We start from the raw sequence: 22389 nt of genomic DNA on the forward strand, positions 1-22389 counted from the left end.
TCCGCTAGTCCAGGCTCCGGAGGTTTGTGGCCCGCCGTCCCAAGTGCCGGAACGCCCGGCGTTGGCTTATTTCTGTTACTTTGACGTCCTCCGGCTGGGCTGACGGAAAGGCCGAGACGAACTTGGCGAGCTCCTCACAAAGGACTTTCCAGCTGATGTCCGGATCGTTCGGATAGGCATTCGCCTCGGCTTGGCGTGCCGCCTCAAGTGCCGCCTCGCCGGCCGGAGTGAGTTCCACCTTGAACTGCCGTCGATCTGAAGCGTGGCGTCTGCGGGTGATGTGCCCTGTGCTTTCCAGCCGCGTCAGGACCCTGCCGAGCGTCTGGCTCTGAACGTGCACCACGGAAGCGAGCTGCTCCTGGTTCAACGGCCCCGCGGCGAGTCCCTCCAGGGCAATCACCGCTGCCCGGGTCAATCCCAGGGGAGCCAGGGCGTCATCCTGCCGCCGCTGCACCATGCGCGCCGCTACCGTCAGCAAGCGGTAGCTGTTCCGGGCATCTGGATCAACACTGCTGCTCATCGGCCGCGGCCTTCCTGTGGATGGCGGGATCAGGGCACCTTCACCCCTCCATGCGTCGCTAACCTCTACCATAAGCATGCTTAGCAACCGCTTTGCAAGTATGCTTACTAATCTGCCTTGCTGATCCTCGTAGCGGCGCTTCCTGCCAGGCCCAATCGGATCCTGATGCTAGCGCTTGCCCTTTTTCCGCGAGCCCTTGCCCCGGCCCTTGTCCGGATTGGGCGCGTAGCGCTGAGCCACCTTGGGCTTCTTGACGCCGGTCCCCCGCCGGTCCGGTTTGGGTTCCTTCTTGGGCTTCTCTTGCTGGGCCGAGGGCTGGCGGGAGCTCTGGGCCGTGCGCCCGCGCACAATCCCGATGAACTCCTCAAGAATTTCGTCGGTGGAACCGCTCGGCCAGGCCAAGGCGATTTCAGTGACGGGCGCTCCTGTGAGCCGACGGGCCACGGTGTCCTTGACGTTGAAGTGCCGTGCCACAGACATCGGCAGGATAACCAGGCCGGCACCCGAGGCTACTACCTGCATCGCACTCTCGGGCCCGCCCAGCACGGCGACGTCCAGGAATGTCTCCTCGGCCAGGTCGGCCAACGCCACTTCTTCAAACACCGAGATCTCGTGCCCTTTGGGCGCCACCACCACAGGCTGCTCCTCGTACAGCGGGATCACGTTGAGGCCTTCACGCTCCACCGGAAGCCGGACAAAGCTGAGGTCAGCGGAACCGTCACGCAGCACGTCCAGCTGGGCGCCGTCGTCGGACATAAATGACCGGAGCGGGATATCCAGGACGCGCTCTTCCCATCGGCGGATCCACTTCCCCGGCGTCACCCCGGCGACGTAGGAGAACCGGAGCACGCGGGGCGCATCCTGCCCTGCGGGTTCTGCGGGGGCGGGTTTCTGCGGGGAATCATTGTCTGCGGGCACGTCTTCACAGTACCGCCACCGCCGCAGCGGTAGCCTTGCCCCTGCTGCTCTGGTGCTGCTCTGGTGCCCTGCGAGCAGTGAGCCGGATACCCTTGAAGCATGACCTCTGCAAACTCCCAGTCCATGAAGCCGGCCACTGTTGCCAAGAAACTTGGCATCTACCTGCCCGCTACACCGCAGGAGTTCCAGGATTCAACCATCAGCCGCGAGGATTTCGCCGAACTGCAGGCCAACCCGCCGGAGTGGCTCGTTGAACTCCGCCGCAACGGGCCGCACCCGCGCCCCGTCGTGGCCCAGAAGCTGAATGTTTCCATCAGCGGCCTGGCCCGCGGGGGTGTCGAGGAAGCGCTGACGACGGCGGAAATCACCGCGCTGCTGCAGGCTCCCCCGGCCTGGCTGGTCGCCGAGCGCTCCACCCACGCTGCCGTCCGGGCCGAGGCCCAGCGCGTTAAGGACGAGGCGGCCAAGAATGCAGCCAAGAAAGCCCGCGCCTCGGCGAAGTAGAGCCGAGGGCACGGCAGGCAGGACCCTTCATCAGTCCTGGTGCAGCTGCACGAAGTTGCCGCAGCCGTCGTCGAACACGGCCGTGATCCCGGACGGGCCGTCGCTGGGTCCGCCCTGAAAGGCCACGCCGGCGTCAACAAGCCTGCGGTACTCAGCCTGCACATCCGGCACGCCGAAGACGATGGCCGGCATCCCGGCGTCGTGCAGTCCGTTCATGTAGTCCGCCCCGAGCGGGTTGTCGCTCGGCTCCAGGAGCAGCCCCACTGAACCTGCATCCGCGCCCGGATCCTTGATGATGTACAGGTTGTATTCGGGCACGGCCAGCAACGTTTCAAAGCCGAGAGTACCCGTATAGAACGTGTGGGCCGCCGCTGGATCCTGGACGTGGATGCTGCACATTTTGAGTCTCATGGTCCTACGCTACGCGGCCCTCCAGTGCCGGGACAGCACCCATTGACCGGCGGGCCCGCAGGGGTTGCAATGGAAGGAGCGGCCCCGGTTCCAGGGGCCGAAACTGATGCTTGGAGGTGCCGTGGTGGCAGCCCTGACAGAAGCCGTGGGCCTGGGAGCCTGGACAATGTTGTTCTGGGCTCCTCTCCTGGTATTCGCGGTAGCCGGCACGGTGTTTGCCGTCCGGCTGCACACCGCAGGCAATGCCGTGCCAGCATCGGCTCCCCCGCAGGCAGCGGAACCGGGGCTCAGCGGAGTTGGCAGCACAAGAAAGATCCCCGATCGCTCCGACACCTTGTTCTGGGACCTGTTCATGGGCTCTGCAGTGGCCCTCCCGGCCCTCCTTATCCCCACCGTGATGTCGCCGTGGGCAGGTGCCGTGCTCGCCACACTGGGCGGAGCGGCCGGCCTCACCGCCTACCGCTACAGCCCACGGGTGCTGGCCCACCAGGAGCTCCGCCGGCAACGGCGTCAGGCACAGCCGGCGTATAAGGCAGCGGAGGCCCTGCACCAGGCCCTCCTTGCCCGCTGGCGCAGCTACGAACTCGATCCGGGCTGCAGCATCGATTATCCGGCTATCACCGATGTCCGGATGCCCGAAACGTCGGCCCTTATCAGGGCCATGCGGGAAGCGGAGCGGCTGCAGTCCGTGCCGCACGAGGGCTACGTGCCCGCCGTGGCGCGGCTTGAGGTTTCGCTCGCAGCGGCGGAGAGGGCGGCCGGAATGCCCTCCAGCCGACGTTAAGTGCTGTGTCGCCGCCGTTGGAGCGAGGTGGTTGGGCGGCGGTAGCATCCGAGGATGGAGCTCAAAGAAACGGATGTTCGTGACCAGTTCGGCAGGCTGCTGGCGGACCGGGAGGTCTGGCGGCAGGCCGTGACGCTGGAGGCTGCCGGCGAGCTGACGGCACGCTGGCTGGAAGGCGGCAGCGAATACCAGGCCGCAACCTTCACGGCCAGGTATGACGAGGAAACCGACGCCATCGCGCCGCTGCTGGTGCAGCTGAACAGGAACGGGCTGTTCACCAAGGAATCCCAGCCCGGCCTGCCATACAGCGGCAGTGCCCAGCGCCAGTATGTGACCGGCTTCTGCAGTGCAGATGTGGCAGCGCAGCTTCTGGCCATGTCCACCCGGTCCGACCTGGTTACGGTGGCGCATGGTCCGGGGGAGGCCAGCACCGCTGCCATCCCCGTCACGCTCGATGGAGCCGAGGTTGTCACCGTGCTTGGCTCCAGCGAGACCCCTATAACCTCGGATCAGGTCCAGGACTGGGCGGAGGAGACCAACGAAACCTTGGCGCTGCTGCTGGCCGACTCCTGGTACGTGGAAATTTTTGATCCGGCGTGGGGCAGGAACGACGTCCTGCTTCCGGCCGTCCTCGCCGCGCTGACTCCCGGGGAGTAGGAGCCGGTGGGCTACAGGCCCGCCGGCTCTGCCACGCGGGCCACTTCGCAGATGCGCGCCGCGGTGATCCGGCCCATCCGGATAGCACCATCCACGTGCTGGTAGCCTTCGGCGGCAAGGTCTGAGGAGGACCAGTAGATGGGTCCCACCGGCGTGTGCTGGTCCTTGCCGTAGCGGTGCAGGCCTCCAAGGTCGTAGCTCGAGGCGTAAGCGCCCCTCGTCCATTCTTCCGAACCCCAGTCGGACTCGTAGTAGACCTCCGGCTCCAGCGCCTTCTCCCCCAGGAAGCCGGCAATGGACTCCAGCACTGCGCGCCTCCGGTCCTCGGCGCTCAGCTCGAAGACGGCGTCGGCCTTTTCATCGGAAATGAACGCCCACCAGGGTCCCCCGGACATCGCCGTGGTTGGTGTTGTCGTAAACTTCCTGGACGAGTGAGCCGGCGCCGAATCCGGTTCCTGACAACCCGTCCTCCCGCCAGAACGGTTTGCCGTAGACCGCGTGGACCTTGATGACCAGGCCCAGGGACTGGTGCTGGTGCATCTGGTGCTGTCGGCGCGGCAGGGGCGGGTTGAAGGAGACGCGCGAGTAGAGATTTGGCGGCACGGCCATGATCACGAACCTGGCGTTGACTGTGGCGCGCTCGGAAACGACGGTGACGCGATAGCTCTCGGGGCTGCCGCCGTCGGGATTCACGCTCCAGTTGATGGTCCGCACCGGACTGTTAAGGACGACGTCGTCCCCCAGCTCCTGCGCCTGCAGCAGCGAGACCTGCTGCATACCGCCGATGACCCGCTTGTCCAGGATGAAGTCCTCATCCGTGAGGTGGGTGAAGGACCCGGCGGAGGCCGCCATCAGCACGGCCTGCAGCGCCGAGAATGCATGTGCAGGCTTGGTGAGCATGCCGCCGGCGATGAACAAGCCGATGTTGTTGCAGGCTTCCTCGTTGTCCGAATGGGCGCGCAGCCAGTGATGGAAGGAGATGGTATCCAGCTCGCGGGCCTTGGCATGAGCCCAGGGTTCTGTAGGGCCTATTTCGGCGGCCAGCCCGTCCAGCAGCGCAATCAGTTTGTCCATCTCGACGGCGGTGGCGGAGTCTACGGGGAAGGAGTCGCCGGTGTAGCGCACAGGAATGCCGTCGGCGCCGATATATACGGACTCGCCGCTGCGGTAGCGGGAGTAGGTCTTCAGGCCCAGTTCGTCCAGCAGGTCCAGGAGCACTGTCTGGTCCGGTGAGACCCACTGGCCCCCGATTTCCAGCAAGGCGCCGTCCACGTTATCTGTCCAGGTGCGTCCGCCGACCCGGTCCCGGGCCTCCAGCACGGCGACCGTGAGGCCGGCCTTCTTAAGTTCACGGGCTGCGGTCAACCCGGAGGGTCCCGCTCCAACGACAACAACGTCGCGGTTTAGGTTCAGCATGATGTCCTCTCTTCGGCGGCAAGGTGATGCGCGCCACTAAATGAATGCCATTCATTTATTAGAACTATAGCGGTTTGCGCCGGGCTCCGGAAGAGGTCGGTGGAATAATGCTGGGGAACCCACCGAAAGGCCAGCACCATGTCGGCAGCCGCCGCCCAAGGAACCACCGCCGGAACAGCCGGCTCCAACACGGCAACAGGCGTTACAGCGGACCCGTCGAAGAGTGCCCGGCGGCGGGCCGGCCGGCCGTCGTCGGCAGTCCTGGACAAGGCGGGAATCACTGCTGCTGCGTTGGACCTCATCAGCAGGAAGGGCTATGACGGCCTCACGATGGCCGGACTGGCGCGCCAACTGGACGTCGCGCCGTCGGCCCTTTACAACCATGTGGCCTCCAAGAGTGACGTTCTCGTGCTGGTGGAGGACCATCTCGCGGCTCTGGTTGACGTCTCCCGCTTCGGCACGGCGTCCTGGGAGGATGCTGTCCGCGCCTGGGCCTGGAGCTACCGCGACGTGTTCGCCCAGCACACGCCCCTGATTCCGGTGATCGCAGTCCTTCCCGTGACCGACGCGCCCCAGACCCTGGCCATGTACGAGACGGTCAGCAAGGGCTTCCGGGATGCAGGATTCCCGCAGGAGCGCATCATTTCCTCCATCGTGGCGCTGGAGTCCTTCATCTTCGGCTCGGCCTATGACGTCACGGCACCGGCGGACATCTTCGATCCCGGCAGCATGGCCGAGGCAACCCCGCACTTCACCGCTGCGGTGCGGAGCCTGGCGGCCCGGGGAGACGAGCGCCCCGCGGACGTGGCCTTCGGCCTGGGGCTCGAAGCACTTATCACTGGGCTCGGAGCGCTGCGGACGTGGCGGGGCTGAACGAAGTGGGGGCATTTCGACACGGACACGCCGCCGTTTCAGCCCGGTCCGCGGATTTTGCTCCCCAAAGTGGCCCACGACGGCGGGACTCACCCCACCGGGCTGGATGGGCACGCCACATCAGCGGGTGTTTTGATATCGGAAACAGCGAAGGCAGGCGGTCTCCGTGGAGACAGCCTGCCTTCCTCTGCATCTCTACGGCTGCAGGGGCTGTGCCGAGGCCCGGCTAGAAACCGGCTCCGTCAGCCTTGACCGCCAATACGGGGCGGTCGGCCTGCATCAGGATGCGCTGGGCGTGGCTGCCCAGGATGAACTTTCCCACCTGGGTCCGATGCCTGAGTCCGATGACGATCAGCGAAGCGTCAGCCTCTCGGGCAACGTCGAGGAACTCGTCAGCGAGGTCATGCAGGTACGGAGGCTGAATGACCCTGGCGGTGACGCCGGCCTCCGCTGCACGGCTGGCCGCCTGTGCCAGGACGTTGTCGGGTGCCACTGATTTGTCCACCAGCGCGCCTTCCCTCGCAGAATTGACGATCACCAGGTCCTCATTGCGGAGCTTGGCCTCAGCAATGCCTGCCGTCAGCGCGGCCTCCCCTGCGGGTGTGGGGACGAATCCGACGATGATGCTCATACCTTCTCCTTGATTTCAGGCGTGACAGCTGTGGGGGCAGTGGATTTGCGCTTGGATATGGCACCACGGATGATCGGAAGCACTGCCACCAGGACAAAGACCAGCAGCAGCGTTGCCGAAATCGGACGGCCGAAGAAGCCGAGGGGATCGCCGCCGAAGACCAGCAGGGAGCGGCGCATTGAGCTTTCCAGCAGTTCGCCGAGCACGAACGCCAGCACCAGCGGGCCGGGTTCGAAGCCGAACTTCTTCATGAGGTAGCCGACGATGCCGAAGACGACGACGAGCGTAACATCGAACATGCTGTTGTTGATGGTGTAGGCACCCAGCAGCGTGATGAGGGCCGTGACCGGCGCCAGGATGGCGGCCCGGACCCGGAGGATCTTCACGAAGATCCCCACCAGCGGCAGGCTCATGATCAGCAGCAGGATGTTGCCGATGTACATGGAGTTCACCACGCCCCAGAAGAGCTCGGGGTTCTGTTCCACCAGCTGCGGGCCGGGGGTGACGCCCTGGATCAGCAGCGCGCCGAACATCAGCGCCATGGTGGCGTTGGCCGGGATGCCCAGCGTCAGCAGCGGGATGAAAGAGGACGTGGCGGCCGCATTGTTCGCGGTTTCCGGTCCGGCCACGCCTTCGGGTGCACCCTTGCCGAAGCGCTCCGGCTGTTTGGCCCGCTTCTTTTCCATGGCGTAGGACGCCATGGAGGCGATGGTGGCACCGCCGCCGGGAAGGATTCCCAAGAAGAAGCCGAGGACTGATCCGCGGCCGATGGCGCCGGAGGCCTGCTTGAGGTCACGCCGGGACGGCCAGACGTTGGTGACTTTCGACGGCGCCTTGGCCGCCCGGTGCCGTTCCTCAAGGTTGTAGAGGATTTCGCCGAGCCCGAAGATGCCCATGGCGATCGGTACAAAATCGATGCCGTCGGCCAGAGGCAGGCTGCCGAAGGTGAAACGGCTTTCACCGGTGAAGATGTCCCGGCCAACCGTGGCGAGCAGGAGCCCCAGCGCGGCGGCGATCAGCGCTTTCGCCTTCGATCCGCTGCTGATCGTGGCTACCAGCAGGATGCCGAGCATCGCCAGGGCGCTGTACTCCGGCGGCCCGAAGTCGAGGGCGAAACTCGCCACAAGCGGCGCCAGGAACGTCAGCCCGACGATCGAGGCGGTTCCGCCGATGAACGAGCCGATGGAAGCCAGTCCCAGCGCCGTACCTGCCCTGCCCTGCTTTGCCATCTGGTAGCCGTCGAAGACGGTGACCACGGAGGACGCCTCCCCGGGGAGCCGCAGTAGCACGGAGGTAATTGTGCCGCCGTACTGTGCGCCGTAGAAGATGCCGGCCAGCATGATGATGGCCGTGACAGGCTCCACGTTGTAGGTGAGCGGAAGCAGGATGGCGATGGTTGCCGCGGGCCCCAAGCCGGGCAGCACACCGATCAGCATGCCGATCACGACGCCAATCAGGCAGTAGAGGAGGTTGGTCGGCTCCAGGACAACCGCAAATCCGTTGATAACGGGATTCAGAAAATCCACGGGGGTCTCCTAGAAGAGATGGGGGATGGACGTGTTGAGCGCAAGCACGAAGATTGCGTAGAAGGCGATCACGACGGCGGCACTGACTACCAGCGTGGAGCGCCAGGTTTCGCCGCCAAGGAAGCGCATCCAGATGACGCACAACACCAGGGCCGGCAGTTCGAAGCCGATGAGCGGCATCAGGGCGACCATGGCAGCGAGTGTCACCAGGCCGGTCAGCGGTGCCGTGGACATCCGTGTGAACGCCTCCGCGTCCCGGTTGTGTCGGCCGGCGATTAGCTGGAAGAGCCCGAGAACCACCATGACGCAGCTGATGATAAACGGCCACAGACCGGGCTGGGGCTTGTCAGGCGTACCCAGCCCCATGGCGATCGAGAGGATGACGGCGCCGATCCCGACGCCAAGAACTACCAGGGACGTGGCCGCATTGGCGAGGGGGCCGGCCGCGGGAGGCTTTTCCTCCTCCCACTGGGCTGCGAGCTGCTCCGGCGTCAGGTCATCGAGAAGTTCGCCGGCGGACTCCGCGGGGGTTTCCTTCACTGGACTCACTTATTTCCGCTAAGGCTGATGTCGTACTTCTCCACCAGTTCCTTGTACTTCGCTGCGTATCCCTTCCAGTCAGCGACGACTTCCTCACCGGAAATCTCCTTCGGGGTCAGCATGTTCTTCTTGTTGAACTCCTTGTAGGCGTCCGACTTGAAGGTGTCCTGGAAGGCGGCGAGCAGCTTCTCCTTGACTTCTGCGGGCGTGCCCTTGGGCGCCGCGACCGCGCGGTACTGGGCTACGGGCACGTCATAGCCGGTTTCCTTGGCGGTGGGAGTGTCCGGCAGGTAGCTGTTGCGTTCCTCCGAGAAGACCAGCAGGGGCGAGACCTTGCCCGCCACGATCTGGGGCATGGCCTCGCCGAGCTGGATGGTGGCGAGCTCCACCTGGTTGCCGAGGACCGCCGTCAGGGCTGGCTTGCCGCTGTCAAAGGGGATGTCTGTGCCCTTGACCTCGGCCTGCTTGAACAACACGGTCTGGGCGAGCTGGCTTCCGGTGCCTACACCGGTGGTGCCGAAGGTGACGTTGCGGCCGGCGCCGGCCACGTCCTTGAACGTCTTGAATCCGGACTGGGTGCTGGCCACCAGGACATAGTCGTCCTGCGACAGCCCGGCGATGATGTCCAGGTCATCGACGCTGATGGCTTCGTCCTGGGTGACGGCCAACGGAGTGATGGTGATCAGTGATGCCGTGAGGAGGACCAGCTCCTGTCCATCGGCGGGCTTCCCGGCCACTTCCTTAGTAGCCAGGGCGCCATTGGCGCCGGGCTTGTTCACGACGGGCATGGGCTGGCCGAGGGTCTTGGAGGCGCCTTCGGCGAGGGCCCGGGCGATCAGGTCGGTGCTGCCGCCGGCGGCCTGGCCCACGGTGAGGTTGATGGGTCCTGACGGGTAGTTGGCTGAGTTGGCCTTGCCGCCCGCGACGTTGCCGCAGGCCGTGAGCGCCAACAGTGTGACGGCGGAGGCCACTCCGAGAACCGTGCGGCGGGTGGGGAAGTGCTTCATTGGAACTCCTCGTAGAAATCCCGGGGCGGGGTCCCGGACGTTTGTGTGAACCGAATCACGCCGGCTCGCTAGTCGAGTGTAGGGAGACGCTATGATGCATGTCTAAGCCCTAAAATGCATCGGGTGATACCTGAAAGGCATCATGTTTACTTTTGACCAACTGGCCGGATTCATCGCCGTCGCCGAAGAACTCCATTTCGGACGGGCAGCCGAAAAGTTGAACATGACCCAGCCGCCGCTTAGCCGCCAGATCCAGAAACTGGAGAAAAGCATCGGCACGGAGTTGCTGGAGCGCGATAACCGTAAGGTAAAGCTCACGCCTGCCGGGAACGCGTTCCTGGACGAGGCCAGGAGGCTCATCGCCTTGGCAAACCGCGCCCCGATCACCGCCCGCAGGATCGCCACCGGACGCTCGGGCGTGCTCCGTGTCGGCTTCACGGCGGCCAGCGGGTTCAGCATCCTGGGCCCGCTCCTGGAGGAGATCGTGGCCATTCTTCCCCAGGTGGACATTGACCTCCAGGAACTGGTGACCGGCGAGCAGATCCAAGGCCTCCTCACTGGCGAGCTGGACCTGGGCCTGGCGCGGCCCCCGTTCGACCGGGACGTCTTTGATTCGCACCTGCTCTACAGGGAGTCCATGATGCTGGCCGTCCCGGCAGGCCACCGGCTGGCGGGCCTTTCCCGGCCCATCGAAGACGCCGACCTCCGGGACGAAGCCCTCATCATGCACTCGCCCACCAAAGCGGCGTATTTCTACGATCTGGTCGTCCGCATGCATGACATCCAGCATGGGAATGTCCTCCACACGGTGAGCCAGATCCTCACCATGGTTTCCCTGGTTGCAGCCAGGCGCGGGGTGGCCTTTGTCCCCCATTCGGCCACGCTGCTCGCCATCAAGGGCGTCGAATTCCTGCCTCTCGCCGGCAGCGGCAGAGAAGACCCCGTTGAGCTGCACGCGATCTGGAACCGCAAGGTGGCTAACCCAGCCCTGCGACGCCTCCTTCAGGACCTGGAGTTCAGGACGGAGTAGGCACTTCGGCCGCACGGCAAACTATGCGTTTTAAGTATCAACCAATACGAAATAGCACTTAGACAGGCATCAAATAGGCTGCCTACTCTGGACGGGACCCAACACCCCCGCCGCCAGCGGCATTCACAGAGGACAACATCGTGGCAAAGTACTCCCCCCAGGAACTGGCAGACTCCCTCAAGGAAGGCCTGCTGTCTTTCCCGGTAACGTCGTTCGATGCGCAGCTGCAGTTCGATGAGGAGAACTACCGCAAGCACCTCGCCTGGCAGGCGAGCTTCCCGGTGGCCGGCCTCTTCGCAGCGGGCGGCACGGGCGAAGGTTTCTCCCTCTCAGCTGCGGAGTCCGAGCGTGTGGTCCGCACCGCCGTCGAGGAAGTAGGCGGCCAGGTGCCAGTCCTGGCTTCTGCCGGCGGCTCCACTGTCCAGGCCATCGAGAATGCCAAGGCTGCGGAGGCCGCAGGCGCAGAGGGCATCCTGCTCCTTCCCCCCTACCTCACCGAAGCGGACCAGGGTGGTCTGATTGACCACGTCAGCGCCATCTGCAGCGCCACGTCGCTGGGTGTCATCATCTACAACCGCGCCAATGCCATTTATAAGGACACCACCGTGGCAACCCTCGCGGAGCGCCATGAGAACCTCATTGGCTTCAAGGACGGCGTGGGCGACCTCGAACACGATGCCCGCGTCTATGCCAAGCTCGGCGACCGCCTCTTCTACCTCGGCGGCCTTCCCACGGCGGAGACCTTCGCCCTCCCGCTGCTCCAGCTCGGTATGAGCACCTACTCCAGCGCAATGTACAACTTTGTTCCGCAGTTCGCCCTGGACTTTTACCAGGACGTCCGGAACAACGACCGTGTGGCCGTCAATAAGAAGCTCAACGACTTCGTGATCCCCTACCTGGATATCCGGGACCGCGTGAAGGGCTACTCCGTCTCCATCGTCAAGGGCGGCCTGGATGCCATCGGCCGCTCGGCAGGCGGGGTCCGCCCGCCGCTGCAGAACCTGGCGCCGCAGGACCTGGCGGACCTCAAAGCTCTCGTCGCCACCGTCTCCTGAACAACCGTCTCCTGAACAACGTCTCTCCTAAGGAGTCAGCACTATGACACTCACCGGACATTCCCTGATCGCCGGGCAGCCCGTCGTCGGCGCCGGCAAGACCGCTTTCGGCCTCAACCCCGCCACCAACGCGGCGCTTGAACCCACATACACGCTGATCACCGAGGAACAGCTGACGACGGCGACCGTAGCCGCCGCCGCTGCGTACCCGTCCTTCAGCACCCTGGACCCCGACACCCATGCGGCCTTCCTCGATGCCATTGCGGACAACATTGAAGCCATTGGCGAGGAGCTCATCATCCGCGCCGGCCAGGAAACGGGCCTGCCCGCCGCCCGGCTGCAGGGCGAGCGTGCCCGCACCACCGGCCAGCTCCGCCTGTTCGCGTCCGTGGTCCGGCAGGGCGACTTCCGCGGCGTCCGGATTGATCCGGCCATCCCGGACCGTACGCCGATGCCCCGGGTTGATATCCGCCAGCGCCAGATCCCGCTGGGCCCTGTGGCCGTGTTCGGTGCCAGCAACTTCCCGCTGGCGTTCTCGACGGCGGGAGGCGACACGGCTTCGGCCCTCGCCGCCGGCTGCCCGGTGGTCTTCAAAGCCCACAACGCCCACCCGGGCACCAGCGAGCTCGTCGGCCAGGCCGTGGTTAAAGCAGTCAAGGACTTCAACCTTCATCCCGGCGTGTTCTCCCTGATCTACGGCCCCGGGGCCAGCATCGGCCAGGCCCTCGTGGCCGATCCCGCCATCAAGGCTGTCGGCTTCACCGGCTCCCAGGCAGCCGGCATCGCGCTGATGCGCACCGCCGCGGGCCGGCCCGAACCTATCCCGGTTTACGCGGAAATGTCCTCGCTGAACCCGGTCTTCGTCTTCGAAGGCGCCCTCAGCGGCTCCGCCGAACAAATTAACGCGCTGGCCGCCCAGTACGTCACCGCCGTCACCGCCAGCTCCGGCCAGCTCTGCACCTCCCCCGGCCTGCTGTTCGCCCCCGCCGGCGAACCCGGGGACAAACTGGCTGCCGCCGTCGCACACGCCGTCTCCGCCTGCGCCGGCCAGACCATGCTGACCGAAGGAATCGCCGGCTCCTGGAACCAAGGAACCGAGACGCTCGGCTCAGCTGCCGGCGTCGCCGTCGTGGGACAGGGCACTCCCGGACCCACCGAAAACGCCCCCGCCCCCACCATCTTCGGAACGCACATCAGCGAGTTCGTCGCCAATCACGTGCTGCACGAGGAAATCTTCGGCGCCGCGTCCCTGGTGATCCGCTACTCCTCCACCGACGAACTCGTCGAAGCCGTCAACCGGCTTGAAGGCCAGCTCACCGCGTCGCTGCAGCTCACCGCGGAGGATTACCCGACGGCGGCACCCCTGATCCCGGCACTCGAGCAGAAGGTGGGGCGCATCATCGTCAACGGCTGGCCCACCGGCGTCGAAGTCGGCCACGCCATGGTCCACGGCGGACCCTTCCCCGCCACCTCGGACTCCCGCATCACATCCGTCGGCACGCTTGCGATCAACCGTTTCCTGCGGCCGGTCGCCTACCAGAACATCCCCCAGGAACTACTGCCTGTCCCGCTGCAGGACACCAACCCGTGGCACCTGAACCGCCGCATCGACGGCGTTATCGAAGCGGCAGCCGTCGTAAAGGACGAGGTCAACGCATGAGCACCCAGCCCACCATCGCCAAGGTTGAAGTAGTTCCGGTCGCCGGCCACGACAGCATGCTGATGAACCTCAGCGGCGCCCACGGCCCCTTCTTCACCCGCAACGTGGTCATCGTTACCGATTCGGACGGCCGAACCGGCCTCGGCGAGGTCCCCGGCGGCGAGAAGATCAAGGCAACCATTGAGGAAGCCGGGACACTCATCACTGGCCAGCCCGTGGCCCGCTACCGTTCACTGCTGCGTGGGATCGCCGCACAGTTCGCGGACCGTGACGCCGGCGGCCGCGGGCTGCAGACGTTCGACCTGCGGACCACCGTCCACGCGGTTACCGCCGTCGAGTCCGCCCTGCTGGATCTGCACGGCCAGTTCCTCGGCGTGCCCGTCGCGGAACTGCTGGGTGACGGGCAGCAGCGCGCCTCGGTGCCGATGCTCGGATACCTCTTCTTTGTCGGCGACCACGCCAGGACCGATCTTCCCTACCTGGTGGAGGACGCGCCGTCGGACCGCTGGGAGAAGCTGCGCCGCCAGGAGGCCATGACGCCGGAGGCGGTTGTTGCCCTGGCCGAAGCCGCTCAGGAACGCTACGGCTTCAGCGACTTCAAGCTCAAGGGCGGCGTGCTGTCCGGGGACGACGAAGTTGATGTTGTCACTGCCCTCGCCAAGCGCTTCCCCGAGGCCCGGGTGACGCTTGACCCGAACGGCGGCTGGCTCCTGGAGGAGGCCATCCGCCTGGGCAAGCGAATGCAGGGCGTAGTGGCGTACGCCGAAGACCCGTGCGGCGCGGAAGGCCGCTTCTCCGGCCGGGAGGTCATGGCCGAATTCCGCCGCGCCACCGGATTGAAGACCGCCACCAACATGATCGCCACGGACTGGCGGGAAATGTCACACGCCATCCGCAGCAACGCGGTGGACATTCCGCTGGCGGACCCGCACTTCTGGACCATGTCCGGTTCGGTGCGGGTGGCGCAGCTGTGCAACGAGTTCGGGCTCACCTGGGGATCACACTCGAACAACCACTTCGACATCTCGCTGGCCATGTTCACGCACACCGGCGCCGCGGCTCCGGGGGAAATCACCGCGCTGGACACACACTGGATCTGGCAGGACGGCCAAGGGCTGACCAAAAACCCGCTGCAGATCCGCGACGGTGCCATCGAAGTTCCCAGCGCGCCGGGCCTGGGCATCGAGCTGGACCGCGACGCCCTGGGCAAAGCGCACCTGCTCTACCTGCAGCACGGCCTCGATACCCGCGACGACAGCATCGGCATGCAGTACTACATCGACGGCTGGACCTTCGATCCGAAGCGGCCCTGCCTGGTCCGGTAAGGACGTTCAACCACACAGCTTCCGCACGGCCGGCCCTCCTTTCACAATGGAGACGGCCGTGCGGCGTCTGAAAGCTGGATAGTTAAATAGCTGATTTTCGTGCCCCGACAGGCCTCGAACCTTTACTGTCGGACCCCCTTGAGAGAGTATTCCTATGGAGGCCTTTAGCGTTCAGCAGGCGGAACACGGCGGTAAATCCGCTCTGCTCACGCGGGCTGAGTCGCTCGTTGGGGGCGCTTCCGGCAAAAGACCCGACGTTGCCGGGACACTTCGGTTAAACCGCCACTGCACTCCGCCTACTGAACCTGCAGGCCTGCCCGACGCCGCCGGGCTCGCGCATGCTATCGCTGTGGTGAAAGCGGCCGCCGCGGCTGGCCCGGACTTCCTGGCGCTGGCCGACTACGCGGAGGCCGCCGATTTCGCCGGCCAGGTCGAGGACCTCTCCCGGTCTGTGGAGTATCTGCAGGTCCTCGGTGCCGGCGCGGTGGATCGCACCCGCACGCAGGCTATTACCGCGGCCGCCGCCACGCACCAGCGGCCGGACCAGGAATGGCACCGCGGCGGCTGTTCGGTCTCATGCGGCTGTTCGGTCTGCTGGGCCTGCTGAGCCCGTTTCGACGTCGCTGACGTCCCCGGCTGACGACGGGTGCCGGAATACCGCCGAGTTCCTGCGTGCCCGGCTCCGGATCAGTATCGCCGAAGCCCACCGCCGGATCAGTCTCGCTGCCGCGGTGCTCCCCCGGCCCGGGATCACCGGCCACACCCAGCCAGCCGAACGCCCGGAACTCGCCAGCGCCCTCGCCGCCGGGGCCGTCGCCTCCCGCCCCGCGACCATCATCACCCTGGCCCTGGATCGTGTCCGGCACCACGCCACCGAGGACACCACCGCCCGGATGGAACACGCCCTGACCCGCACCGCCGCAGAAAACGACACCGACTTCCTCACGCGCATCGCCCGCCGCTGGACCGAGGCAATCGACCAGGACGGCATCGAACCCACCGAACACGAACTCCACCAACGGCAAGGCGCCTTCATCCGCCCAGCCCGCCGCGGACTCAACCACCTGGAAATCTTCGCCACACAAGACCAGTTCGAACACCTCCTGACCGTCATGAACACCGCCACCAACCCCCGCACACAGCCCCGAACCCCAGACAAAACCCCCAACGGCAAGACCGCCGCAAGCGACGCGCACGCCGGCGAGGCCACCGGCGAAACCGAAAGCGACCCTGAAACCAACCTCGAAGCCAACCTCGACCAGCGAACCCGGCCCCAACAACTCCTCGACGGGCTCGTCGGTGCCTGCAAAGCAGCACTGGCCACCGGCACGCTCCCCACAGTCGGAGGGCTCCGCCCCCAGGTGATGGTCACCATCGACTACCACGACCTCCTGGACCGGCTCGAACACGCCACCGCTCAAGGACCCCGCTACCGCTCCCGAACAACAGGCACCACCGCCGACACCGGCACTATCCCCGGCACCCGGATCCCCGACTCCGGCATCACCACCGACCCCGGCCCCGGCCCCGGGATCCCGGACTCTGGCAGCATCCCCGGCACCGGATCGTTCCCGTTCACCGGCCCCGTCACCGCCGCCACCGTCCGCAAAATCGCCTGCGACGCCGACATCATCCCCATCCTGCTCGGCAGCGAAGGACGGATCCTGGACATCGGCCGCACCACACGGATCTTCCCGCCCCACATCCGCAAAGCCATCAGCGCCCGCGACCAAGGCTGCGCCTTCCCCGGCTGCACCATCCCCGCACCCTGGTGCGAAGCCCACCACATCACCTACTGGTCACACGGCGGAACAACCACCGACAACGGCACCCTCCTGTGCACCCATCACCACCACCTCATCCACAAGGAACAATGGCAAGTCCAAGTCACCAAAGGCGTGCCCTGGTTCATCCCGCCACCCCACATCGACCCCCGGCAAAAACCCCAACGAAACCACCACCAGACGTAAGAGCTCTGGAGTTCAGCCGGATGGAAAAAGGAGTGCAGCTTTATCTACAGACTTGTAATACAAGTTTCAAACTTGTATCCTAAGTAGGAGGGCAATGCAGCCCGGACAGCCTGCTTTCGAGGAGCACCCATGAGCACCGTAGACCTCATCCGCCACGTGAAACTTTCCACTGCGAGGCTTCCCCTAGCCGTCCCGATCAGCGATGCCAAGGTTTTCACCGGCCGCCAGAAGCCCATGACGGAGGTGGTCTTCCTGTTTGCCGAGATCACCACGGAACACGGCCACAGTGGCATCGGCTTCAGCTACTCCAAGCGCGCCGGCGGCCCCGCCCAGTATGCGCACGCCAAGGAGGTCGCCGAAGGCATCATTGGCGAGGACCCCAACGACATCGGCAAGATCTACACCAAGCTCCTCTGGGCCGGCGCCTCCGTAGGCCGCTCCGGCGTCGCCACCCAGGCGCTGGCCGCCATCGACATCGCCCTCTACGACCTCAAGGCCAAGCGTGCCGGCCTGCCCTTGGCCAAGCTCCTGGGCTCTTACCGCGACTCTGTCCAGACCTACAACACCTCCGGTGGCTTCCTCAACGCTTCCCTGGAAGAGGTCAAGGCCCGCGCCACGCAGTCCCTGGACGAAGGCATCGGCGGCATCAAGATCAAGGTGGGCCTGCCCGACAGCAAGGAAGACCTCCGCCGCGTGGCCGGCATCCGCGAGCACATCGGCTGGGACGTCCCGCTCATGGTGGACGCCAACCAGCAGTGGGACCGCGCTACAGCACTGCGCCTTAGCCGCCAGCTGGAGGAGTTCAACCTCGTCTGGATCGAAGAGCCTCTGGACGCCTACGACTTCGAGGGCCACGCCCACCTTGCCAACGTCCTGGACACCCCCATCGCCACCGGCGAGATGCTGGCATCCGTCGCCGAGCACAAGGGCCTGATCAACGCCAACGGCTGCGACATTATCCAGCCGGACGCACCCCGAGTGGGCGGTATCACCCAGTTCCTGCGCCTCGCCGCCCTCGCCGACGAACGCGGACTGGGACTGGCACCCCACTTCGCCATGGAAATCCACCTGCACCTCGCCGCCGCCTACCCGCGCGAGCCCTGGGTGGAGCACTTCGACTGGCTGGACCCGCTGTTCAACGAACGCCTCGAAACCAAGAACGGCCGCATGATCGTTCCTGACCGCCCAGGCCTGGGCGTGACCCTGAGCGACCAGGCCCGGGCCTGGACCACCGAATCCGTGGAGTTCGGCGCGTAACCTTGAACGCATGAGCCGGAACCTGACCGCGGACCTCGCCGCCGATCTTCGTACCCGCATTGTGGACGGCGTGATCCAGCCTGGCGACAAGCTGCCCAGCGAAAATGCGCTGATGGGCGAGTTTGGCGTCAGCCGCACAGTGGTGCGGTCCGCGCTGACGCGTCTCCAGGCCGAAGGCCTGGTGGAAACCGAACGGGGGCGGGGCAGCTTCGCGCTGACCCCGCCCGATGACGGTCTCCAGCCAGTTCCGGGAAGCCGGCCGGTAGCCAGCGTCGAGGACCGCCTCCATCTGCTGGAATTCCGGATGGGCGTGGAGGCCGAGGCTGCAGCCCTCGCCGCCCGGAACCACACAGAGCGCCAGCTCCGGGCGGTCAATGCTGCGCTGGAGCAGTTCACCGCCAGTCCGAACCACCCCGGCCACGCGATGAAGTTCGATTATGAATTCCACCGGGCCATCGCGGCCGCCTCCGGGAATCCGTTCTACTCGGACTGCCTGGCGGCCCTGGGCCAGACCATGATCGCAATGCCGCGCACCCGGCTGATGACCGGCGTCGAGCATTACGCCCGCGACCATTTTGACCAGGTGATCCACGAGCACAAGTCCATCGCCGCGGCCATCGCGGACGGTGATGAGACGGCGGCTGCTGCCGCGATGCGAAGCCATTTGGCGAATTCCCGACGCCGGTTCAAGGCTTCCGCGCGTCCACCGGCTAGCCATCCCGGTGTTGACACGGCGTGATGCCCTGAGGACATCAAACAATGCCATATGCGTGTGGACGTGCATTGGGATTCCTGAATACAGTGAATGGAGTCGCTGTGGTGCGTACCACAGGAATTCACTGGGGTCCGTGGATCCCCACCGCAATGCCTAAGGAATTTTCCCCATGCAGTCTGTAGACACTGCTGTCACGGATGTGGCCCTGGCCACGAAGAAGTTTTTCAAGCGGGTGCTGCCCATCATGCTTGTCATGCTGGTCTGCAACCAGCTGAACCGATCCAACATCGGTTACGCCCACGAGCACCTCGAAGCTGACGTCGGGATCGGAGCCGCCGCTTATGGCTTCGGAGCAGGGCTCTTTTTTATCGCCTACGCCATCTTTGAACTTCCCAGCAACGTCATGATGGAGAAGTACGGCGCCAAGGTGTGGCTCGCCCGCATCATGGTCAGCTGGGGCATTGTGTCCTTCCTCATGGCCTTCGTACAGAACGAAATGATGTTCTATGTGCTCCGGTTCCTGCTGGGCGCCGCCGAAGCCGGCTTCTTCCCGGCAGTGATTTTCTACTTCGCCCGCTGGGTCCCGGCAGGACAGCGCGGCAAGGCGACCGCCATCTTCATTGCCGGCTCCTCCATCGCCGCTGCACTGTCCGGACCTATCGCCGGCATGCTCCTGAGCCTCCACGACGTCCTGGGGCTTCGCGGCTGGCAGTGGCTGTTCGGTTTCGAGGGCCTGCTCTCGGTGGTGGTAGGCATCATCGTGTTCTTCCTGCTCGATGCCCGGATCCAGGACGCCAAGTGGCTCTCTGCCGGTGAAAAGTCTGCCCTTGCCAACGCCATTGCCGCAGAGGACTCAGAGCACGCCAGCACCACCGGGGCGAAGATCAACCGGTGGAAGATGCTGCTCAACCCGCAAATCCTGCTGCTCTGCGGCATCTACTTCTCCGTGCAGCTCTCCATCTACGCCAACACCTTCTGGCTGCCCACCATCATCAAGCAGATTCCCGGCACCACTGACCTCAGCGTCGGCTTCCTGTCAGCGATCCCCTGGGTCTGCGCCGTCTTCGCCATGTATTTCGCCGCCAAGTGGCAAGACAAAGCCAAGTCCAAGCGGCCGCTGCTCGTCGCCGCCCTACTGGTCGCCGCCGTCGGAACTCTGGCCGCAGCAATCGCCACCCCTGTCCTGGCTCTCGTTTTCCTGGCCATCGCGGCCATGGGATTCAAGAGCGCATCGCCGCTGTTCTGGACCATCCCGCAGTCCGGCCTGCACCCGCTGGTACTCGCGCCCGCCATCGCCATCATCAACTCGCTGGGCAACCTGGGCGGCTTCGTGGCCCCCTTCGGGTTCGGCATCATCAAGGAAACCACGGGAAGCGTAGTCCCGGGCCTGTTCGCCCTGGCTGCAGCGTCCACACTCGCCGCCGGCCTCGTCTACTTCCTCAAGGAACGCCGCAGCCCGGCAACGCGGGAGCAGGAGACAGAGCACGAGACGGAGCAGGAAACCGGGCAAGAGTCCGGCAACGCTGCCGCCGGCAAGGCAGCCTCCGGAGAAGCCCTGCACCCGGCCACAGCACGATAACCACAGACGCCACGCAGCTTCTCCCCGCTTTACACATCGACGCATCGTATGAAGCGGAGGTTGAGCTGGTGGTGATTGGCGTCCGCAGGCGCTCCCCGTGGGGAAACACTTGCTCGGCAGCACTGTCCAGAGGGTCATTCTGGAAGCGGGCTTTCCCGTAAAAGCCGTTAAGCCCGACGTCGGCCCGAACACCTAAGCGGCGCGCTCCCCTCCGGATGAACTACCTGCCCCGGATGCAAACGAAAAGAGCCCCGGTCCTAAGACCGGGGCTCTTTCCATTTGCGTGCGCGAGGGGGGATTTGAACCCCCACGCCCTTTCGGACACTGGCACCTGAAGCCAGCGCGTCTGCCGTTCCGCCACTCGCGCGCAACTCCTATTACCGGGAAACGGCCGGTTTCCCGGAACCGCACCTTGTAAAAGCAGCGAGATCAAGCATAACGGACACCGGCGGCAAAACACCAATTGGACGCCGAAGGCACCCGCCCGGACCACTGCCGGACGTCTCCGTCGTCCACGCTAAACCGTGCAGCAGGCCGGGCGGAAGCCGTAGGAATGGCGGGTGCCGAGCCCCCGGTTTCGCCGCCCCTGGGCCCCCGGCGGATGTGCCGGCTTGAACTTTTCCTCAGGCCCGGCCGTTGTGCATTAAGGTCATTCACAGCCCCGGCCAGTAGTATCTGATGTAGTAGTGGCTGCTGTTGGCAGGCCTGCCACTGTGCTGTGAATTCTGTTACCCGTTGCGTTCCGAAACGAAAACTGCCCCGCACCCGGGGGGAAAGGAGAAGGACCATGGGATTGCTGGACAAGGTCGAACGCGGCATCGAAAAGGCCGTCCGCGGTGTCTTCTCCACCGGTTCACGGGCCCAAGTCGAGCCCGTGGAGATCGCCAGCCGGCTTCGCCGGGAATTGGACCACAAGGCCATCACGATCGCTGCCGGCCGCACCCTGGCCCCTAACGTCTTCGACGTGCAACTCAGCGACGACGACTTCAAGCGTGCCCAGGAATGGGGCACGCCGCTGGCCGAGGAACTCTGCGACGTGGTCATCAATCATGTCCGCAGCCAGGGCTACACCCTGCAGGGCCCGGTCCGCATTTCCTTCCGCAGGGCTGAGGAAATGCGGGCCGGAGATTTCGAGATCGCCTCCTCCACGGAGAAGTCCAAGGGCGCGCCCGGAAGGCCTTCACCACGCCCCAACGTTCCGGCCGCTCCCAGCCGGCAGCCTGTCCGCCTTCAGCCGGTCCTGGACATCGACGGCCAGCGCTATTCCCTCAATGCCCCGTCCATCGTGCTCGGCCGGTCCTCGGAGGCCGATATCCTTGTTGACGACACGGGCGTGTCCCGCCGCCACCTCGAAATCCGCACGGAAAACGGCATGACCAGCGCGGTGGACATGGGCTCAACCAACGGCAGTTATGTGAACGGGCACAAAGTCTCCGGAAGCACCGAACTCACTGACGGCTCCACCATTACGATGGGACGGACAAAGATCATCTTCCGCCTGCTGCCCGCCAACACCGGTGGCCGCCCATGAGTGAACTGACCATCACCGCCCTGCGCTTCGGGTTCCTGCTTCTCCTTTGGGTGCTGGTCTTCAGCATCGTTTCGGCCATGCGCCGGGACCTGATGGTGGGCCGCAAGGCAGCCGTCGGCTCCCCCACGGCCCGGCAGGTCCGCAAGAACCCGGAGTTGGCCGAAGGGCCACCCCAGCCCGTGAAGCAGCAGGCCCGGCAACTGGTAGTCACCGAGGGACCCCTCAAAGGCACCACCATCCCGCTGGCCGCGAGCCCCATCCTGCTGGGTAGGGCCCAGGAAGCCACCCTGGTACTGGAAGACGACTACGCTTCCGGCCGCCACGCGAGGCTCTTTCCGCAGGGCAGCCGCTGGTTCATCGAGGACCTGGGTTCCACCAACGGAACCTACCTGGCGGACCAGCAACTTACCCGGGCCCTGCCCGTTGAGCCTGGCGTACCCGTGAGGATCGGCAAGACGGTCATCGAATTGAGGCCATAAA

Annotated in this window: 20 protein-coding genes, 1 tRNA gene and 2 pseudogenes; 14 read left to right on the forward strand and 9 right to left on the reverse strand. The window is 65.2% G+C overall.

What is annotated here, in order from left to right:
- Nucleotides 1-4: 4 nt before the first annotated feature.
- Nucleotides 5-520, reverse strand: a complete 516-nt coding sequence (locus tag QFZ40_RS19560; RefSeq protein WP_306906458.1) for a MarR family winged helix-turn-helix transcriptional regulator — start codon at nt 518-520, stop codon at nt 5-7.
- A gap of 168 nt (nt 521-688) precedes the next feature.
- Entirely contained in the window at nt 689-1369 is a 681-nt protein-coding gene (locus tag QFZ40_RS19565) for a LysR substrate-binding domain-containing protein (protein ID WP_373427486.1), read from the reverse strand.
- 168 nt (nt 1370-1537) lie between these two features.
- Between QFZ40_RS19565 and QFZ40_RS19570 the strand changes: the two genes are divergently transcribed.
- Nucleotides 1538-1942 (forward strand): DUF5997 family protein, encoded by a 405-nt coding sequence (locus QFZ40_RS19570; protein WP_306906462.1) that lies wholly within the window; start codon nt 1538-1540, stop codon nt 1940-1942.
- Between the two features lie 30 nt (nt 1943-1972).
- Here the strand turns inward: QFZ40_RS19570 and QFZ40_RS19575 are convergent, their stop codons facing one another.
- Nucleotides 1973-2353 (reverse strand): VOC family protein, encoded by a 381-nt coding sequence (locus QFZ40_RS19575; RefSeq protein WP_306906463.1) that lies wholly within the window; start codon nt 2351-2353, stop codon nt 1973-1975.
- A gap of 124 nt (nt 2354-2477) precedes the next feature.
- Here QFZ40_RS19575 and QFZ40_RS19580 point away from each other — a divergent pair, with 124 nt between their 5' ends.
- Together QFZ40_RS19580 and QFZ40_RS19585 are read left to right on the forward strand one after the other, a co-directional pair.
- A complete protein-coding gene (locus tag QFZ40_RS19580; protein ID WP_306906465.1) occupies nt 2478-3137 on the forward strand; it encodes a hypothetical protein in 660 nt (219 codons plus the stop codon).
- Between the two features lie 54 nt (nt 3138-3191).
- Entirely contained in the window at nt 3192-3794 is a 603-nt protein-coding gene (locus QFZ40_RS19585; protein ID WP_306906466.1) for a DUF6919 domain-containing protein, read from the forward strand.
- Nucleotides 3795-3805: 11 nt separating this feature from the next.
- Here QFZ40_RS19585 and QFZ40_RS19590 read toward each other — a convergent pair.
- Nucleotides 3806-5210, reverse strand: a pseudogene (locus QFZ40_RS19590) (flavin monoamine oxidase family protein).
- Nucleotides 5211-5348: 138 nt separating this feature from the next.
- Between QFZ40_RS19590 and QFZ40_RS19595 the strand changes: the two are divergent.
- Nucleotides 5349-6083: a TetR/AcrR family transcriptional regulator gene (locus QFZ40_RS19595; protein WP_306906467.1), complete on the forward strand. Its 735-nt coding sequence runs from the start codon at nt 5349-5351 to the stop codon at nt 6081-6083.
- Between the two features lie 226 nt (nt 6084-6309).
- Here the strand turns inward: QFZ40_RS19595 and QFZ40_RS19600 are convergent, their stop codons facing one another.
- Genes QFZ40_RS19600 through QFZ40_RS19615 form a run of 4 tightly spaced genes read right to left on the reverse strand, consistent with a single transcriptional unit; the run spans nt 6310 to nt 9787 of the window.
- Nucleotides 6310-6714 (reverse strand): universal stress protein, encoded by a 405-nt coding sequence (locus QFZ40_RS19600; RefSeq protein ID WP_306906468.1) that lies wholly within the window; start codon nt 6712-6714, stop codon nt 6310-6312.
- Nucleotides 6711-8240, reverse strand: a complete 1530-nt coding sequence (locus QFZ40_RS19605; RefSeq protein ID WP_306906469.1) for a tripartite tricarboxylate transporter permease — start codon at nt 8238-8240, stop codon at nt 6711-6713. Before QFZ40_RS19605 ends, QFZ40_RS19600 begins: the two co-directional genes overlap by 4 nt.
- A gap of 9 nt (nt 8241-8249) precedes the next feature.
- Complete coding sequence (locus tag QFZ40_RS19610; protein WP_306906470.1) at nt 8250-8789, reverse strand: tripartite tricarboxylate transporter TctB family protein; 540 nt, start codon at nt 8787-8789, stop codon at nt 8250-8252.
- Nucleotides 8786-9787 (reverse strand): Bug family tripartite tricarboxylate transporter substrate binding protein, encoded by a 1002-nt coding sequence (locus tag QFZ40_RS19615; protein ID WP_306906471.1) that lies wholly within the window; start codon nt 9785-9787, stop codon nt 8786-8788. Before QFZ40_RS19615 ends, QFZ40_RS19610 begins: the two co-directional genes overlap by 4 nt.
- 142 nt (nt 9788-9929) lie before the next feature.
- Here QFZ40_RS19615 and QFZ40_RS19620 point away from each other — a divergent pair, with 142 nt between their 5' ends.
- The 8 genes and pseudogenes from QFZ40_RS19620 (at nt 9930) to QFZ40_RS19655 (ending at nt 20378) form a co-directional block, all read left to right on the forward strand.
- Nucleotides 9930-10817 (forward strand): LysR family transcriptional regulator, encoded by an 888-nt coding sequence (locus tag QFZ40_RS19620; protein WP_306906472.1) that lies wholly within the window; start codon nt 9930-9932, stop codon nt 10815-10817.
- A gap of 140 nt (nt 10818-10957) precedes the next feature.
- Nucleotides 10958-11872, forward strand: coding sequence for a 5-dehydro-4-deoxyglucarate dehydratase (kdgD, locus tag QFZ40_RS19625; RefSeq protein WP_306906473.1), 915 nt, complete (start codon nt 10958-10960; stop codon nt 11870-11872).
- Between the two features lie 43 nt (nt 11873-11915).
- The gene (locus QFZ40_RS19630; protein WP_306906474.1) at nt 11916-13532 is read left to right on the forward strand and encodes an aldehyde dehydrogenase (NADP(+)); all 1617 of its coding nucleotides are present in this window, start codon (nt 11916-11918) and stop codon (nt 13530-13532) included.
- Entirely contained in the window at nt 13529-14857 is a 1329-nt protein-coding gene (locus QFZ40_RS19635) for an enolase C-terminal domain-like protein (protein WP_306906475.1), read from the forward strand. Before QFZ40_RS19630 ends, QFZ40_RS19635 begins: the two co-directional genes overlap by 4 nt.
- 400 nt (nt 14858-15257) lie before the next feature.
- Nucleotides 15258-16827, forward strand: a pseudogene (locus tag QFZ40_RS19640) (DUF222 domain-containing protein); the annotation flags it as partial.
- Nucleotides 16828-16956: 129 nt separating this feature from the next.
- On the forward strand, nt 16957-18084 hold the full coding sequence (locus QFZ40_RS19645) for an L-talarate/galactarate dehydratase (RefSeq protein ID WP_306906476.1): 1128 nt from the start codon (nt 16957-16959) through the stop codon (nt 18082-18084).
- A 10-nt stretch (nt 18085-18094) separates the two neighbouring features.
- Complete coding sequence (locus QFZ40_RS19650; protein WP_306906477.1) at nt 18095-18823, forward strand: FadR/GntR family transcriptional regulator; 729 nt, start codon at nt 18095-18097, stop codon at nt 18821-18823.
- A 145-nt stretch (nt 18824-18968) separates the two neighbouring features.
- The gene (locus QFZ40_RS19655; RefSeq protein WP_306906478.1) at nt 18969-20378 is read left to right on the forward strand and encodes an MFS transporter; all 1410 of its coding nucleotides are present in this window, start codon (nt 18969-18971) and stop codon (nt 20376-20378) included.
- A gap of 284 nt (nt 20379-20662) precedes the next feature.
- On the opposite strand, the gene QFZ40_RS19660 is transcribed toward QFZ40_RS19655, so the two are convergent.
- Nucleotides 20663-20745, reverse strand: a tRNA-Leu gene (locus tag QFZ40_RS19660).
- A 420-nt stretch (nt 20746-21165) separates the two neighbouring features.
- On the opposite strand from QFZ40_RS19660, the gene QFZ40_RS19665 reads away from it, so the two are divergent.
- Both QFZ40_RS19665 and QFZ40_RS19670 read left to right on the forward strand, forming a co-directional pair.
- On the forward strand, nt 21166-21909 hold the full coding sequence (locus tag QFZ40_RS19665) for an FhaA domain-containing protein (RefSeq protein WP_306906479.1): 744 nt from the start codon (nt 21166-21168) through the stop codon (nt 21907-21909).
- Nucleotides 21906-22388: an FHA domain-containing protein FhaB/FipA gene (locus QFZ40_RS19670; protein WP_306906480.1), complete on the forward strand. Its 483-nt coding sequence runs from the start codon at nt 21906-21908 to the stop codon at nt 22386-22388. Before QFZ40_RS19665 ends, QFZ40_RS19670 begins: the two co-directional genes overlap by 4 nt.
- Nucleotide 22389: the final 1 nt, after the last annotated feature.

This window comes from Arthrobacter pascens, assembly GCF_030816475.1.
Classification (GTDB): Bacteria; Actinomycetota; Actinomycetes; order Actinomycetales; family Micrococcaceae; genus Arthrobacter; species Arthrobacter pascens_B.